Origin of the sequence: Amycolatopsis coloradensis (assembly GCF_001953865.1) — a bacterium.
Classification (GTDB): domain Bacteria; phylum Actinomycetota; class Actinomycetes; order Mycobacteriales; family Pseudonocardiaceae; genus Amycolatopsis; species Amycolatopsis coloradensis.
In genome coordinates this window covers 338,285-353,162 of record NZ_MQUQ01000014.1, presented here as the reverse complement: position 1 = coordinate 353,162, position 14,878 = coordinate 338,285, and the positions used below count along the sequence as shown (strand labels likewise).

Genomic DNA, 14,878 nt, shown 5'->3' with positions numbered 1-14,878 from the left:
ACAGCGGCACCCCTCACACAACCTTCACGGAATCACTCATCTAGTTGCGGTAGTTGCAGGCGCAAGGACCGCAACTAGAGGACTAATCGCGGGGGGAGGACCACAGGTTCGCGGTGAGCTTGAGGCTCGGCACGTCGTCCATCGACATCATCGTCTCGTACAGCCGGTCGTACCGGGTCGAGGCGGTCAACCAGGCGCCGTCCACCCGCCGATAGGTGTCCTCGTAGTACGCCGCGCCCTCGATCACCACCCGGTGCTCCGGCACGATCACCTTGTCCCGCATCAGCCAGGTGCCCGTCGCGGTGTCGCCGTCGACGTCGATCTCCGGCTGCCCGGCGAAGTGCACCGTGACGATCCCGGGCCCGACGGCGTTCCGGAAGAATCCGATGATCTCTTCGCGACCCTCGAAGGTCAGCGGCTTGCCGTACGACGGCGTGCCGTAGCGCGCGTGCGCGTCGGCGGTCAGGGTCCCGGCCATCTCGTCCCACAGCTTGAGGTCGAGGCACCGGAGGTAGCGGGCTTTGAGGCGGCGGATCTCTTCGAGCGCGACCAGGTCCATGCCGACAGCGTCCTCCTCCCCTTGACCGAGCACAAGAACCTGTTCTACTTTCTGATCTCCAACCACGGAGGTCACGATGGCGCCCCCGGCCTACGAGCTCACCCATCTCGAAGCACTCGAAGCCGAAGCAGTGCACATCTTCCGAGAGGTCGCCGCGACCTTCGAGCGGCCGGTGCTGCTGTTCTCCGGCGGCAAGGACTCGATGGTGATGCTCCACGTTGCGGCCAAGGCGTTCTGGCCGTCGCCCCCACCCTTCCCGGTGATGCACGTCGACACCGGGCACAACTTCGACGAGGTCATCGAGTTCCGGGACCGCACGGTCGACACCTACGGACTCCGGCTCGTCGTCACCAGCGTCCAGGACGACATCGACGCGGGCCGGGTGATCGAAGATCCGAAGGCCGGCCGGAATCGCCTCCAGACCGCCGCCCTGCTGCGTGCGATCCGTGAGCATTCGTTCGACGCCGTCTTCGGCGGTGCGCGGCGCGACGAGGAAAGAGCCCGTGCCAAGGAGCGCGTCTTCAGCTTCCGCGACGAGTTCGGCCAGTGGGATCCGCGCAACCAGCGCCCGGAGCTCTGGGATCTCTACAACGGCAGGCATCGCAAGGGCGAGCACATCCGGGTCTTCCCGCTGTCGAACTGGACCGAACTCGACATCTGGCAGTACATCGATGCCGAGGGTGTCGACCTGCCCTCGATCTACTATTCGCATCGGCGCGCGGTCGTCCAGCGGGACGGGATGCTGCTCGCGCACACCCGCTTCCTCAGCTTGGGCGAAGGCGAAAGTCCTTACGAGGCAACGGTCCGCTTCCGCACTGTCGGCGACGCGACCTGCACCGGCTGCGTCGAGTCGACGGCGGCGTCACCGTCCGAAGTGGTCGCCGAGGTGGCCGTCAGCAGGCTCACCGAACGCGGCGCCACCCGCGCCGACGACCGGATCTCCGAAGCGGGAATGGAAGACCGGAAGAAGGAAGGGTACTTCTGATGGGCGCTTCGCAACTGGTCCGCCTCGCGACCGCGGGCGGTGTCGACGACGGGAAGTCGACGCTGATCGGCCGTCTGCTGTTCGATTCGAAGACGGTGTTCACCGACCAGCTCGAAGCCATTGAACGCACCAGCCGCGCCCGCGGCGAGGCGTACCCGAATCTCGCGCTGCTGACCGACGGCCTGCGCGCGGAACGCGAGCAGGGCATCACCATCGATGTCGCACACCGGTATTTCGCGACCCCCAAACGGAAGTTCATCATCGCCGACACCCCGGGGCACGTGCAGTACACCCGGAACATGGTCACCGGGGCGTCCACGGCGGACCTCGCGCTGGTCCTGATCGACGCCCGCAAAGGCGTGCTCGAACAGTCTCGGCGGCACGCGTTCCTGGCGAGCCTCCTCGGAATTCCGCACCTGGTGTTGTGCGTCAACCGGACTGCCGTTTCTGGAGGTCTTCGTCGACACCCCGCTCGAGGTCTGCGAAGACCGCGACCCCAAGGGGATGTACGCGAAGGCGAGGGCGGGTGAGATCACCGGGTTCACCGGGGTGGACGCTCCCTACGAACGCCCCGAGACCCCGAATCTGGTGCTGCGCCCGGAGAACGGGGATCCCGCTTCGATGGCCGCGCTGATCCTCGCCGCCCTCGACTGACGCTGTGCTGGTCTACTCGCCTGGGCAGGACGCCTCAGTGGTTCGCAAGTCTTCTGGGGGCCCTGAGTGGCGTGTCGCGAAAGCCACTTTCGCGACGTCTGATGTCCTGAAAGTGGCTTTCGCGACATGAGCACCGGACCGCTCAGCCCGCCGGTGTGACGAATCCGGTGTCGTACGCCTTGATCACCGCTTGTGTCCGGTCCCTCGCGCCGAGTTTCGCCAGCACGTTCCCCACGTGCGTCTTCACCGTCTGCACGCCGAGGTACAGCTCGCCCGCGATCTCCACATTGGACAGTCCACCGGCCATCAGCCGCAGCACCTCGCGTTCGCGTTCGGTGAGCCCGGCGCCGGCGAGACCGTCCTGCGGGCCCCGGTTCGCCTGCCGCGCGGCCAGCCGCCGGATCGCGGCCGGGAACAGCAGGGACTCCCCCGACGCCACGGTCCGGATCGCCGCGACGATCTCCTCGGGCCGGGCCCGTTTCAGCAGGAAGCCGCTCGCACCGGCGAGCAGGGCGTCGTAGACGTAGTCGTCGTTTTCGAAGGTGGTCACCACGATCACCTTCGGCGGATTGTCCATAGTAGACATCAGGTGAGTGGTCGCGCGGATCCCGTCGATCGAGGGCATCCGGACGTCCATCAGCACGACGTCGGGCCGGAACCGCGAGACCATACCCGGCACCTCGGCACCGTCGGCTGCCTCGCCGACGACCTCCAGATCGGGCTCGGAAGCGACGATCGCCCGCAGCCCGGCCCGGATCAGCTGTTCGTCGTCGACCAGCAGCACCTTCGTGCTCATCGCCGTTTCCCCCATGGCACCGCCACCTCGACCTTCCAGAATCCGTCCGCGCGGCCCGCGGTGATCGTGCCGCCGAGCACGTCCACCCGTTCCGCCATCCCCCGCAGCCCCCGGCCGCCCCCGTCCCGCGACGGGGCCGCGGTGCCCAGCGGGTTCGACACCCGCAGCCGCAACAGCTCCGAACCGGCGTCGACGAGCACCGTCACCGGCACCTTACCGGCGTGCCGCAACGCGTTCGTCAGGCATTCCTGCAGGATCCGGTACGCCTCGCGCGAAACGACCGGCGGCACCGTCGCCGGTTCGCCCCGCACGTCCGCCGTCACCTCGGCACCCGCCCTTCGCGTGGCCTCGACCAGTGCGGACAGCTCCGCCAGCCCCGACTGCGGCGCCCGAGACGAGGCCTCCTCCCGCAGCAGGCCCAGCACATGGTCGAGGTCGTCCAACGCGGCGCGGGCGGAGTCCTCGATCGCGGTGAGCGCCTGTTCGGTGAAGTCCGGATCGGTCCGAAGGGTTCGGCGCGCCGCCCCGGCCTGGATGGTCACGACACTCAGCGCGTGCCCCACCGAGTCGTGCAGTTCCCGCGCCAGCCGGTTGCGTTCGGCGAGCTGTTCGGTGCGCTTCTCCAGCTGGGCGATCCGTTCGGCGGCCGAGACACCCAGCAGACTCCGGGCGGCCCGGGTCAGCACCACACCCGCTCCCCACACGACGTACGCCAGCGCGACGACGCCGAGCAGGAAGACCAGCGGGATCCACGCGCTCGCCCAGCCCTTCGGCACCTCGATCGGGTCTTCCGTGGACAGTGCGATCCGGCCGGAGAACGGAGCCGCGACGGTGAACCCGAACGCGACCGGGACGAACAGGCTCGCCAGGCTGACGACACAGCCGGTGCTCACGTGCAGCAGGAACATCGCCGTCGACCGCAGCCGGACGGGCCAGCTCGCCGCGGGCCCGAACGTCACTCCCGGTACAGGATCGTCCAGCAGTTCCCGCACGGCCGCGCCCTCCAGCACCCGGACGGCGGGGATGAACGACGACGCGATGATCACCAGGACGAGGGTGATCGTCGCGATGACGACACCGCGCTCCACCGTCACGACGAGGGGCAGCAGCGACGGCACCACGATGGCGGCGAAGAGGATATACGGCACACTCAGTGCGCCACCGAGGATGAAGTACACCCACCGCCGGTAGGTCGCCCGGTCCACGAGCGGGCCGAAAAGTCGCATGCGCTCTTTCTAGCGTGTGCCGGATCCGCGCGGATCCCTCAGCAGTATCTCCGCGATCTCCCTCGCGAGCGTGACCCGATGCGCGTCCCCGTCGATACCGGTGTGCGCGACGGCGCCCTCCAGCAGGAGGAAGAGCTGCTCCGCGAGCCGCTCCGGATCGGCGGCGCCCGGGACGTCCTCACGGAGGAGTTCCGTGAACTTCGCCCGCACCGCGGCCTTGTGCCGCCGGATCACGTCGAGCCCGGGATGCCCCGCGGGCAGTTCGGCGGCCGCGTTGAGGAACGCGCATCCGCGGTCGCTCCCGAGCTTCGGGTGCTCGACGTAGGCGTCGAAGACCGTCAGCGCCCGAGGCGCGTCGGCCTCCGCCAGCCGCTGTTCCAGGTACGCCCACCAGACGTCGTGACGGCTTCGCAGGTACGCGACAGTGAGGTCCGTCTTCGACCCGAAGCACGCGTACAGCGTCTTCTTCGTGACGCCCGCGGCCTCGGCGATGGCCGCGACACCCACGGCGTTCAGGCCGTCTCGGTAGAACAACGTGCTCGCCGCGCTCAGGACGCGCTCGCCGGCCGGTGTCAGCATGCCTTGACTATACCGATCGGTTGACCTGAGCGCGAAATGCGGGAACACTCCCTGGGTATACCGACCGGTATACACCTGGAGGACAGCTGATGGTTTCTTCGTACAAACGCGAGCTGACGCTCACCGCGGCCGGGTTGTCGCTGATCGCGGTCTCCTACGGACTGGCGAGGTACGCGTACGGCCTGTTCGCGCCCACTCTCCGGGCGGAGTTCGCCCTCGACGGCGGCACACTCGGGGCCATCGCCGCGGGCAGTTACGTCGCGTATTGCCTCGCGGTCATCGTCTCGACCGCCGTCACGAGCCGCTGGGGCGCGCGGACGGGCGCGCTCGCCGCCGGGGCGACCGCCACCGCGGGGACCGCGCTGATCGCGGCCGCACCGAACGCCGCCGTCCTCGCGCTCGGCGTCGTCCTGGCCGGAGCCAGCACCGGACTGGCCTCGCCGTCGCTCGCGGACGCCGTCTCCCGTGTCGTCCGCGTGACCCGCCGTGACCGCGCCCAGTCCGTGGTGAACGCCGGAACCGGACTCGGGGTGCTGATCTCCGGCCCGGTCTCCCTGCTCGCGATCGGCGACTGGCGGCTGGCCTGGTGGGCCTTCGCGGCGGCGTCGGCGCTGGTGACGCTGTGGATCGCCCGGGTCGTGCCCGCCGTCAAGGAAGACCGGAAGAGCGGTCTGCCGTCACCACTGCTCCCGCCCGCCACCGGACGGCTGCTGCCCGCCGCCGCGACGCTCGGCCTGGCCAGCGCGGCGATCTGGACGTTCGGCCGGGACATCGCGGTGAGCGTCGGCGGTCTCAGCGAGACGGCCTCGACGGTGGTGTGGATCGTCCTCGGCGCCGTCGGCCTGGCCGGCGCGTTCACCGCCGAGCTGACCTCGCGGGCCGGGCTGCGCCGGGCCTGGTCGGCGGGGATGGTCCTGTTCGCCGTCGCCACCGCGCTGTTCGCCCTCGCCACCCGGTCGCTCCCGGCGCTCATCATCGCGGCGGCGCTCTTCGGCGCCGTCTACATCGGACTGACCGGAGTGCTGATCCTCTGGGGCACCAGGGCCTATCCGACGGCGCCCGCGTTCGGTGTCGGCGTGTCCTTCCTGATGCTGGCACTCGGCCAGGCCGTCGGAGCGCCGCTCATCGGCCTCCTCGGCGACCTCATCGACCTTCGTGCCGGATTCCTCGCCGCCGCCGCGATCGCGGTCCTCGGTGTCCTGTTCGCGCCCCGGGAGGCGACCACGACCTACAACTTCGGGGTCCGCTCCCTCTCAAGGGTGAGTCCCGTCCCGCCGGAGCGGGAATCCCGCGTGGACTGCGCGTGATGTCCTCTTCGCATGAACCTGGTGCTCGGCCTGCTCACCCTGCCCGTCTACGCGCTGATGCTGTGGCCGCTCGTGGTCGCCGCCCGCCGCGTGCTGGGGGTGCGGGTCGGCGTGGTCCGCGCGTTCTGCGCCGCCGGTTTCGGCTGGCTCGTCGCGGGCGGCATCCTCAGCGCGTTCCCCACGCCGATGTACACGAGCGGCGGTGCCTTCGCCGGGCTGGTCATCCCGGTGGCGGGCGGCGCCTTCCTGGCAACGCTGATCTTCCTGTTCGTCGCGGAGTTCGTCCTGCCGGCGGGCTCCGGACTCGGGCTGATCGGCCGGATCCGGTCCCTGCGCCGTCGCGCTGCCCGGACGCGGCGCTACTCGCAGATCACCCGGATCGCGATCAAGCACGGCCTCGGCCGCTACCTCACCGGCCGCCGCGAACCCGGCCTCGCCCAGGTCCGGCACGCCAAACTGGCGCGATCGCTGCGGCGCGCGCTGGAAGAGGGCGGCGTGACGTTCGTGAAACTCGGCCAGCTGCTCTCGACGCGGTCCGATCTGCTCCCGCCGGTGTTCATCGACGAGCTGAGCAAACTCCAGGACCAGGTCGCCTTCGCCGACGCCGACGAGATCGCCACCGTGCTCCGGGAGGAACTGGGCGGCGACCCGGACGAGATCTTCGCCGAGTTCGACCCGGAGCCGATCGCGGCCGCGTCGATCGCGCAGGTGTACCGGGCGAAGCTGCGCGGCGGGCAGGACGTCGTCGTCAAGGTGCAGCGGCCCGGCGTCCAGGCCCTGGTCGACCGTGACCTCGACATCGTCCGCCGGGTGGCGGCCGCGCTGGACCAGCGCGCGGACTGGGCGCGTTCGCTCGGTGTCGTCGACCTCGCCGAAGGGTTCGCCGACGCGCTGGTCGAGGAACTCGATTTCCGCACGGAGGCCAGGAACATCGAGGCCGTCGCCGCTGCCTACCCCGGCACGGAGGTCGCGCTTCCGACCGTCCACAAAGAACTGTCCACCGAACGCGTCCTGGTGATGCGGCGCCTCGACGGCAAACCACTCGCCTCCGCCAGGGAGCAGGTCCCGGCCGCGGAGCGCGCCAAGCTCGCGCGGTCGATGCTGCGGTGTGTGCTCGGCCAGGTGATGGGCAGCGGCGTCTTCCACGCCGACCCGCATCCCGGCAACGTCCTGTTGCTCACCGACGGCAGGCTGGGCCTGCTCGACTTCGGTTCGGTCGGACGGCTGGACTCGGGACTGCGCGCCGGGTTGCAGAACCTGATCCTCGCCCTCGACCGAGGCGACCCGGCCGCGTTGCGCGACGGCCTGCTGGAGATCGTCGACCGGCCGGACGAGATCGAGGAGCAGCGGCTGGAGCGGGCGCTGGGTGCCTTGGTGGCCAAGCATTTCAACCACGGGCAGGCCCCGGATCTGGACATGTTCACCGACCTGTTCCGGGTGATCGCCGACTTCCGGCTCAGCGTGCCCCCGCCGATCGCCGCGGTGTTCCGCGCACTGGCCACTTTGGAGGGAACGCTGGCCGCGCTGGCGCCGGGATTCAACATCGTCGTCGAATCCCGCGCCTACGCCGCCGAGCAGGTGGGTGCCGGACTGCGGCCGGAGTCGTTGCGCGCCACCGCCACCAACGAACTGCTGGCGCTCCTGCCGGTGCTGCGCCGCTTGCCCCGCCGCGTCGACCGGATCGGCAACGCGCTGGAGCAGGGCAGGCTTTCGGTCAACGTCCGGCTGTTCTCCGACGAACGCGACCGCGACGTCGTCACCGGTCTGGTGCACGAAATCCTGCTGGCGTTCGTCGGCGCGGCCACCGGGCTGATGGCGGTGTTGCTGCTGGCGGGCGCGTCCGGCCCGGAGATGCTGCCCGGCGTCACACTGCACCAGATGTTCGGCTACAACCTGCTGGTGGTCAGTGCTCTGGTGGGATTGCGACTGCTTTTCGTCGTTTTCCGGCGGTCCGGGCAACGCTCACGATCGCCCCGATGACCCCGAGCACCTTGTCCAGCGGAACGGCGCCGTCACCCGGCGTCCCCGCGTAGATCCGCGAGTCGTTGGAGTTGTTCCGCTGATCGCCGCGAGATACACGGTGCCCGGCGGCACCTGGACGCTGAAGGGCTTCCCGTCGACAGTGATCAGCATACGCGCACGCCGTCACCGCCGCGCCGTATAGGTCGTTATACGATCGGGTGGCCGTGTGGAAGTACATGAAGGCCCCCTTCCTGTACCTAGGCGCAAGGAAGGGGGCCTTCATGTACTACGGCGACAGAGGTCAGACGGTGAAGCCGAGCGCCCGCAGTTGTTCGCGGCCGTCCTCGGTGATCTTCTCCGGGCCCCACGGCGGCATCCAGACCCAGTTGATCCGGAAGTCCTTGACCAGTCCCGTTCCGCCGCCGACGAGCGCGGCACCGGTCTGGTCTTCGATGACGTCGGTCAGCGGGCAGGCCGCGGACGTCAGCGTCATGTCGATGGTGGCGGTGTTGTCCGCCTCGACCCGGATGTCGTAGACCAGGCCGAGGTCCACGACGTTAATGCCCAGCTCGGGGTCGACGACGTCACGCATCGCCTCTTCGAGGTCCTCGACCTTCGCCACGTCGGCGGTGTCCGGGGCGGCGGTGGTCTCGGCGTCGAGGTCGGCGGCGGTGCGCCCCTCGCGGGTTTCGGTCTGCTGTTCGGTCATGCCGTCTCAACTCCGTTGGTCGTGCGGGCGACAGCGTCCTTGAACGCCATCCATCCGAGCAGGGCGCATTTCACGCGGGCCGGGTACTTGGCGACGCCGGCGAAGGCGATGCCGTCCTCCAGCACCTCCTCGTCCGGCTCGATCTGACCCTTGCCCTGCATCAGCTCGACGAAGGCGTCCATGGTGGTGAACGCCTCCTCCACGGTGTGCCCGACGACGAGATCCGTCAAGACCGACGTGGACGCCTGGCTGATCGAGCAACCTTGTCCCTCGTAGGAGATGTCGGCGACCTTCCCGTCGTCGACCTTCACCCGTAAGGTCACCTCGTCGCCGCAGGTCGGGTTGACCTGGAACGACTCGCCGTCGAACGGCTCGCGCAGACCGCGGCCGTGCGGGTTCTTGTAGTGGTCCAGGATGATCTCCTGGTACATGCTTTCGAGGTTCATCAGGCCACCCCGAAGAACTTCTGCGCCTCACGCACACCGTTCACCAGCGCGTCCACTTCGGACAGGGTGTTGTAGACGTAGAAAGACGCGCGCACGGTCGCCGGGACCGAGCAGGCCCGGTGCAGCGGCCACGCGCAGTGGTGCCCGACGCGGACGGCGATGCCGAGGCTGTCCAGCACCTGGCCCGAGTCGTGCGGGTGGACGCCGTCGATGACGAACGAGACCAGTCCGCCGCGGTCGGTCATGTCGGTGGGACCGATGATCCGCACGCCGGGGATCTCGCCGAGCCCGGCCAGCGCCGCCTCGGTGAGGACATGTTCGTGCGCGGCGACCCGGTCCATGCCGATCGACGACAAGTAGTCGGCGGCCGCGCCGAGGCCGACGGCCTGCGACGTCATGGGGGTGCCAGCCTCGAACCGCTGCGGCGGCGCGGCGAACGTGGTCTGCTCCATGCGGACCAGCTCGATCATCGAGCCACCGGTCAGGAACGGCGGCATCGCTTCGAGCAGCTCACGCTTGCCGTAGAGGACGCCGATACCGTACGGGCCGACCATCTTGTGCCCGGCGAAAGCGGCGAAGTCGACGTCCAGGTCGTGGAGGTCCACGGGGAAGTGCGGCACCGACTGGCAAGCGTCCAGCACGACCAGCGCGCCGGCCTTGCGGGCCTTCTCCACCAGGAACTTGACCGGGTTGATCGTGCCGAGCACGTTGGACTGGTGCGTGAATGCGAGCACCTTGGTCCGCTCGGTGATCAGTTCGTCCACATTGGACAGATCAAGACGGCCGTCCGCGGTGACGGAGAACCACTTCAGCGTCGCGCCGGTGCGCTGGCAGAGCTGCTGCCAAGGCACCAGGTTCGCGTGGTGCTCCATCTCGGTGATGACGATTTCGTCGCCGGGGCCGATCTTGAACCGTTCGGCGCCGGGACCGGCCGTGGCGGCGTTGCTCATCGCGTAGGCGACGAGGTTGATGCCCTCGGTGGCGTTCTTGGTGAACACCAGCTCGTGCGGGGAGGCGCCGACGAATTCCGCGATCCGCACGCGAGCGGATTCGTAGGCGTCGGTCGCCTCCTCGGCGAGCTGATGCGCGCCGCGGTGCACCGCGGCGTTCGAGGTCTCGAGGAACCGGCGCTCGGCTGCGAGCACCTGCGCCGGTTTCTGGGACGTCGCACCGGAATCCAGATACACCAAGGGTTTCCCGTCCCGCACGGTGCGGGTCAGGATGGGGAAGTCGGCCCTGATGGCCGCTACGTCCAGCGGTACAGAGTTAGCCGTGGTGGTGGTCATCGGGCCAACTCCTCTCGGTGTAGTCGTGAAGTTCAGTGATCAGACGGCGGCGGTCTCGGCGGAGCCGGTGTACTTGACGTACCCGTTCTCCTCCAGCTCTTCCGCGAGTTCCCGGCCGCCGGACTCGACGATCCTGCCGCCGGCGAAGACGTGCACGAAGTCGGGCGTGATGTGCCGCAGGATCCGCGTGTAGTGCGTGATCAGCATGACGCCGGCGTCGTTGCTGGCCTTGAACTCGTTGACGCCCTCGGACACGACGCGCAGCGCGTCGACGTCGAGGCCCGAGTCGGTCTCGTCGAGGATGGCGATCTTCGGCTTGAGCAGCGCCAGCTGCAGGATCTCGTGGCGCTTCTTCTCACCGCCGGAGAAGCCCTCGTTCACCGAACGCTCGGCGAACTCGGACGAGATCTCCAGCTTGCCCATCTCCTCCTTGACCTCCTTGACCCAGTGACGCAGCTTGGGGGCCTCGCCACGGACCGCGGTGGCCGCGGTGCGGAGGAAGTTGGACATGGACACGCCCGGGACCTCGACCGGGTACTGCATGGCGAGGAACAGGCCCGCGCGGGCGCGCTCGTCGACGCTCATCTCCAGCACGTCCTCACCGTCGAGCAGGACCTGCCCGGAGGTGACTTCGTACTTGGGGTGACCGGCGATGGCGTAGGACAGCGTGGACTTGCCCGAACCGTTGGGGCCCATGATCGCGTGGGTCTCGCCCGACTTGATGGTCAGGTTGACGCCCTTGAGGATCTCCTTGGGGCCCTCCTCGGTCGTGACCGAGGCGTGCAGATCCTTGATTTCCAGCGTAGGCATTTCTTTCCTAAAGTCTGATGTGGACGGACGAGGGCTTAGACGCCCACGGCTTCGAGCTCGGCTTCGATCGCGGCCTCGAGGCGCTCGCGCACCTCGGGAACGCCGATCTTGACCAGGATCTCGTGGAAGAACCCGCGTACGACCAGGCGCCGCGCGGCGTCCTCGCCGATTCCACGCGACTGGAGGTAGAACAACTGCTCGTCGTCGAACCTTCCCGTCGCGCTCGCGTGCCCGGCGCCTTCGATCTCGCCGGTCTCGATCTCCAGGTTCGGGATCGAGTCGGCCCGCGCGCCCGGCGTCAGCACCAGGTTGCGGTTGAGCTCGTAGGTGTCGGTGGCCTCGGCGGCCGCCCGGATCAGCACGTCGCCGACCCACACGGTGTGCGCGCCGTCGCCCTGCAGCGCGCCCTTGTACATCACCCGCGACTTGCAGTTCGGCACGGCGTGATCGACGAAGAGGCGGTGCTCCTGGTGCTGTCCTTCGTCCGCGAAGTACAGGCCGAGCATCTCGACGTCGCCGCCCTTGTCTGCGAAGGTCGCCGTCGGCGAGACGCGGACGAGGTCTCCGCCCAGGGTGATGACGATGTGCTTGAGCGTGGCGTCGCGGCCGAGCTTGAGGTGCTGCTCGGACACGTGCACCGCGTCGTCGGCCCAGTCCTGGACGCTGACCACGGTCACGTTCGCCGAATCGCCGATGACGAACTCGACGTTGTCGGCGTAGGTGCCGGAGCCGGCGTGGTCGAGGACGATGACGGCCTCGGAGAACTGCTCGGCGCGGACCTGGAGGTGCCCGTAAGCGACTTGGCCCTCACCGGGGCCGGTGATCTTCACCGTCGACGGCTTCGACGCCTTGGTCTCCTTGGGCACCGTGATGACGGTGGCCTCGGTGAACGAGGAGTAGGCCTGCGCGGCGATCCGGTCGCTCGGGACACCGGCGACGCCGAGGCGCTCGTCGTCCCGGCCGACCTGTTCGATCTTCAGTTCGGGCGCGGCGTCGGCCTCGACGGTGGCCGAACCCGAGGCGGTGGCGGACCCGTCGTGCAGTCCGCGCAGCCGCTTCATCGGAGTGAAGCGCCAGTTCTCCTCACGGCCGCCGGGGACCTCGAAGGCCTCGACGTCATGAGAGGTGAACCGCTCCGCGCGGGAGGTGGCCGGCACAACTGTGCCTCCAGAGCCGGCGGGCTCGCCAACCCCCTCGCGCATCGCTTCGGAAACGTTGTTCTCGGTAACCGACATGACTAGCCGACGGACCCTTCCATCTGAAGCTCGATCAGGCGGTTCAGCTCGAGCGCGTACTCCATCGGCAGCTCACGCGCGATGGGCTCGACGAACCCGCGCACGATCATCGCCATGGCCTCGGCCTCGTCGAGACCGCGCGACATGAGGTAGAACATCTGGTCTTCGCTGACCTTCGAGACGGTCGCCTCGTGGCCCATCGAGACCTCGTCGTTGCGGATGTCGACGTACGGATACGTGTCCGACCGCGAGATCGTGTCGACCAGCAGCGCGTCACAGACCACGCTGGACCGCGAGTGGTGCGCCCGCTTCGCGATCTTGATCAGGCCGCGGTAGGAGGTGCGGCCACCGCCGCGCGCCACCGACTTCGACACGATGGTCGAGGAGGTGTGCGGCGCCAGGTGCTCCATCTTCGCGCCGGCGTCCTGGTGCTGGCCTTCGCCGGCGAACGCGACCGAGAGGACCTCGCCCTTGGCGTGCTCGCCCATGAGGAACACGGACGGGTACTTCATGGTGACCTTGGAACCGATGTTGCCGTCGATCCACTCCATGGTCGCGCCCTCTTCGCATTTGGCGCGCTTGGTGACCAGGTTGTAGACGTTGTTCGACCAGTTCTGGATGGTCGTGTAACGGCAGCGGGCGCCCTTCTTCACGATGATCTCCACGACCGCCGAGTGCAGCGAGTCGGACTGGTAGATCGGCGCGGTGCAACCCTCGACGTAGTGCACGTAGGCGTCTTCGTCGACGATGATCAGGGTCCGCTCGAACTGGCCCATGTTCTCGGTGTTGATCCGGAAGTAGGCCTGGAGCGGGATGTCCACCTTGACGCCCTTGGGCACGTAGATGAACGAGCCACCGGACCACACCGCGGTGTTCAGCGCGGAGAACTTGTTGTCCCCGGCCGGGATCACGGAGCCGAAGTACTCCTTGAAGATCTCCGGGTGCTCCTTGAGCGCGGTGTCGGTGTCCAGGAACAGGACGCCCTGTGCCTCCAGATCCTCACGGATCGAGTGGTAGACGACCTCGGACTCGTACTGCGCGGCGACACCGGCGACGAGACGCTGCTTCTCCGCCTCCGGGATGCCGAGCCGGTCATACGTGTTCTTGATGTCCTCGGGCAGGTCCTCCCAGGAGGTGGCCTGCTTCTCACTGGACCGCACGAAGTACTTGATGTTGTCGAAGTCGATCCCGGAGAGGTCCGCACCCCAGTTGGGCATGGGCTTCAGATCGAAAAGCTTGAGCGCCTTGAGTCGCGCTTCGCGCATCCACTCCGGCTCGGACTTCTTCGAGGAGATGTCGGTGACGACGTCCTCGTTGAGTCCACGACGGGCCGTTGAGCCCGCCTCGTCGGAGTCCGCCCAGCCGAACGCATACTTGCCAAGGGACTCGATGGTCTCTTCCTGGCTCATGGGCGCGGTGGTGGGAGTGCGCTGCTCGGCAGCGGCAGTCATGCGGGTTTCCCTCCATTCGGGATCCGTGCTGTACGCCCTGGGGAGGGCGCCGTGCTTCCCGGCCGGGGTGTGGCCGGGTGACCCGCCGAAGCGACGGGTACGTGTGTGGTGCACGCGTTGTCACCGCGTGCGATGGTCGCCAGTCGCTGCACGTGGGTACCCAGCAGATGCGCGAAAGCCTCGGTTTCGGCTTCGCACAACTGAGGGAACTCGGCGGCGACGTGGGCGACCGGGCAATGGTGCTGGCACAGCTGTTCACCAACCCCGACCTGACGGGTCGACGCAGCGTAACCCTCCCTGGTCAGCGCCGCAGCGAGGGCCTCGGCGCGGGCGGCGGGATCCGTGTGCTTGGTGATGGCCTCTTGATGCGGGCCGACCAGCGAAGCGACACGGGCTTCCGCGAAGGCCTTCACGGCGTCTTCGCCGGCGTGATCGGAGAGGAAGCGGATGGCCGAGGACGCGAGGTCGTCGTACGCGTGCCCGAACCGGGCGCGGCCCGCTTCGGTGAGCAGGAAGTTCTTGGCGGGACGGCCTCGTCCGCGGGGGCCGCGGCGGGGCGCGTCGCGGGTCTCGGCCTCGCCGTCGGCCAGAAGCGCGTCCAGATGACGGCGGACGGCGGCGGCGCTGATCCCCAGCTGCTCGGCGACCACGACGGCGGTCATCGGACCCTGTTCCAGCAGCAAACGGGCCACTTCGTGCCTGGTCCGACCCTCGGGACCGACCTGCGCGGGGACAGGCTGGACCTCGGCGCGGAGCATGTCGCCACCGGCCTCGTCCTGCGTCCCCATCTTTTTCACAACACAAGTGTGACGTATTTCCGGGGAGGCCGCAAAGAGGGGTGCCTCACGGAGTGGCGTGGATCACGTCGACCGG

15 protein-coding genes and 1 pseudogene are annotated in these 14,878 nt (G+C 68.4%); 5 read left to right on the top strand and 11 right to left on the bottom strand.

Annotated features, from left to right (window positions below):
- Positions 1-82: 82 nt before the first annotated feature.
- Positions 83-559: a nuclear transport factor 2 family protein gene (locus BS329_RS25540; protein WP_076163775.1), complete on the bottom strand. Its 477-nt coding sequence runs from the start codon at positions 557-559 to the stop codon at positions 83-85.
- A gap of 76 nt (positions 560-635) precedes the next feature.
- Between BS329_RS25540 and cysD the strand changes: the two genes are divergently transcribed.
- The 3 genes and pseudogenes from cysD to BS329_RS25525 all read left to right on the top strand — a co-directional run bounded on the left by cysD (position 636) and on the right by BS329_RS25525 (position 2,198).
- Positions 636-1,544 carry a sulfate adenylyltransferase subunit CysD gene (gene cysD / locus BS329_RS25535; RefSeq protein ID WP_076163774.1) on the top strand — a complete coding sequence of 303 codons (909 nt, stop codon included), beginning with the start codon at positions 636-638 and terminating at the stop codon, positions 1,542-1,544.
- Positions 1,544-1,996, top strand: a pseudogene (locus BS329_RS25530) (GTP-binding protein); the annotation flags it as partial. The gene cysD and the pseudogene BS329_RS25530, both read left to right, overlap by 1 nt.
- Positions 1,983-2,198, top strand: a complete 216-nt coding sequence (locus tag BS329_RS25525; protein WP_084750156.1) for an adenylyl-sulfate kinase — start codon at positions 1,983-1,985, stop codon at positions 2,196-2,198. The pseudogene BS329_RS25530 and the gene BS329_RS25525, both read left to right, overlap by 14 nt.
- A 142-nt stretch (positions 2,199-2,340) precedes the next feature.
- Here BS329_RS25525 and BS329_RS25520 read toward each other — a convergent pair whose 3' ends face one another.
- Genes BS329_RS25520 through BS329_RS25510 form a run of 3 tightly spaced genes read right to left on the bottom strand, consistent with a single transcriptional unit; the run spans position 2,341 to position 4,799 of the window.
- Positions 2,341-2,994, bottom strand: coding sequence for a response regulator (locus BS329_RS25520; protein WP_076163773.1), 654 nt, complete (start codon positions 2,992-2,994; stop codon positions 2,341-2,343).
- Positions 2,991-4,220, bottom strand: coding sequence for a sensor histidine kinase (locus BS329_RS25515; protein ID WP_076163772.1), 1,230 nt, complete (start codon positions 4,218-4,220; stop codon positions 2,991-2,993). Before BS329_RS25515 ends, BS329_RS25520 begins: the two co-directional genes overlap by 4 nt.
- A 9-nt stretch (positions 4,221-4,229) precedes the next feature.
- On the bottom strand, positions 4,230-4,799 hold the full coding sequence (locus tag BS329_RS25510; protein ID WP_076163771.1) for a TetR/AcrR family transcriptional regulator: 570 nt from the start codon (positions 4,797-4,799) through the stop codon (positions 4,230-4,232).
- Positions 4,800-4,888: 89 nt separating this feature from the next.
- Here BS329_RS25510 and BS329_RS25505 point away from each other — a divergent pair, with 89 nt between their 5' ends.
- A complete protein-coding gene (locus BS329_RS25505; RefSeq protein WP_076163770.1) occupies positions 4,889-6,106 on the top strand; it encodes an MFS transporter in 1,218 nt (405 codons plus the stop codon).
- 12 nt (positions 6,107-6,118) lie between these two features.
- Positions 6,119-8,086, top strand: a complete 1,968-nt coding sequence (locus BS329_RS25500; RefSeq protein WP_076163769.1) for an ABC1 kinase family protein — start codon at positions 6,119-6,121, stop codon at positions 8,084-8,086.
- A gap of 283 nt (positions 8,087-8,369) precedes the next feature.
- Here the strand turns inward: BS329_RS25500 and BS329_RS25495 are convergent, their stop codons facing one another.
- Genes BS329_RS25495 through BS329_RS25465 form a run of 7 tightly spaced genes read right to left on the bottom strand, consistent with a single transcriptional unit; the run spans position 8,370 to position 14,802 of the window.
- Complete coding sequence (locus tag BS329_RS25495; protein WP_076163768.1) at positions 8,370-8,777, bottom strand: metal-sulfur cluster assembly factor; 408 nt, start codon at positions 8,775-8,777, stop codon at positions 8,370-8,372.
- Positions 8,774-9,223: a Fe-S cluster assembly sulfur transfer protein SufU gene (gene sufU / locus BS329_RS25490; RefSeq protein WP_076163767.1), complete on the bottom strand. Its 450-nt coding sequence runs from the start codon at positions 9,221-9,223 to the stop codon at positions 8,774-8,776. The genes BS329_RS25495 and sufU overlap by 4 nt, the downstream gene beginning before the upstream one ends.
- The gene (locus tag BS329_RS25485; protein ID WP_076163766.1) at positions 9,223-10,509 is read right to left on the bottom strand and encodes a cysteine desulfurase; all 1,287 of its coding nucleotides are present in this window, start codon (positions 10,507-10,509) and stop codon (positions 9,223-9,225) included. Before BS329_RS25485 ends, sufU begins: the two co-directional genes overlap by 1 nt.
- Positions 10,510-10,548: 39 nt before the next feature.
- Positions 10,549-11,319, bottom strand: coding sequence for a Fe-S cluster assembly ATPase SufC (gene sufC / locus BS329_RS25480; protein WP_076163765.1), 771 nt, complete (start codon positions 11,317-11,319; stop codon positions 10,549-10,551).
- 35 nt (positions 11,320-11,354) lie between these two features.
- On the bottom strand, positions 11,355-12,554 hold the full coding sequence (gene sufD, locus BS329_RS25475; protein ID WP_076163764.1) for a Fe-S cluster assembly protein SufD: 1,200 nt from the start codon (positions 12,552-12,554) through the stop codon (positions 11,355-11,357).
- A gap of 2 nt (positions 12,555-12,556) precedes the next feature.
- Positions 12,557-13,963, bottom strand: a complete 1,407-nt coding sequence (gene sufB, locus BS329_RS25470) for a Fe-S cluster assembly protein SufB (protein ID WP_409492618.1) — start codon at positions 13,961-13,963, stop codon at positions 12,557-12,559.
- 38 nt (positions 13,964-14,001) lie between these two features.
- Positions 14,002-14,802: a helix-turn-helix transcriptional regulator gene (locus BS329_RS25465; protein ID WP_425266374.1), complete on the bottom strand. Its 801-nt coding sequence runs from the start codon at positions 14,800-14,802 to the stop codon at positions 14,002-14,004.
- Between the last annotated feature and the right edge of the window lie 76 nt (positions 14,803-14,878).